General features: G+C 51.5%; 1 protein-coding gene. It reads right to left on the bottom strand.

Translation table 11 applies throughout. The features are described 5' to 3' along the window. Nucleotides 1-95: 95 nt before the first annotated feature. Nucleotides 96-371, bottom strand: a 276-nt coding sequence (locus tag GPM24_RS22445; RefSeq protein ID WP_233268937.1) for a hypothetical protein, incomplete at its 5' end; no start/stop codon positions are given.

Below are 371 nucleotides of genomic sequence, written 5' to 3'. Positions count from 1 at the left end.
AGCCGCCTCATGACCTCAGAACCATATAACCCCTCTAAGGAAGGAAACAAACGATGAAAGCTTCTAACTACCAAGAAATCGCCAAAGCCGCTATTCTAGCTGGTGGTCTCGCCGCAGCTGGTGTATTGTCCGTTGGCGAAAGCGCCCAAGCCCAATTTATCGGTGCGACATCCCAATCCCGAGTGTCTGCCGCCGTCACTAGCATTCTCACCAATGGCAACGCTGCTGCTACCAATAGCTTTGCCGTTGAGCAAGTATTGCCCCCCAGTGATTATGTATTCAGTGGTGTTGTTGCAGTGCAAGTAAGTTACGCTACAACGTTTTCTGTTGGGGTTGGAACGGCAGGCGCTCTCACTCCTGTTATTACGGCC

It is taken from the genome of Mucilaginibacter lacusdianchii (assembly GCF_009770985.1).
GTDB classification, from domain to species: Bacteria; Bacteroidota; Bacteroidia; order Sphingobacteriales; family Sphingobacteriaceae; genus Mucilaginibacter; species Mucilaginibacter lacusdianchii.
The sequence above is the reverse complement of the archived record's forward strand: the minus strand, read 5'-3'. Positions and strand labels throughout refer to the sequence as shown.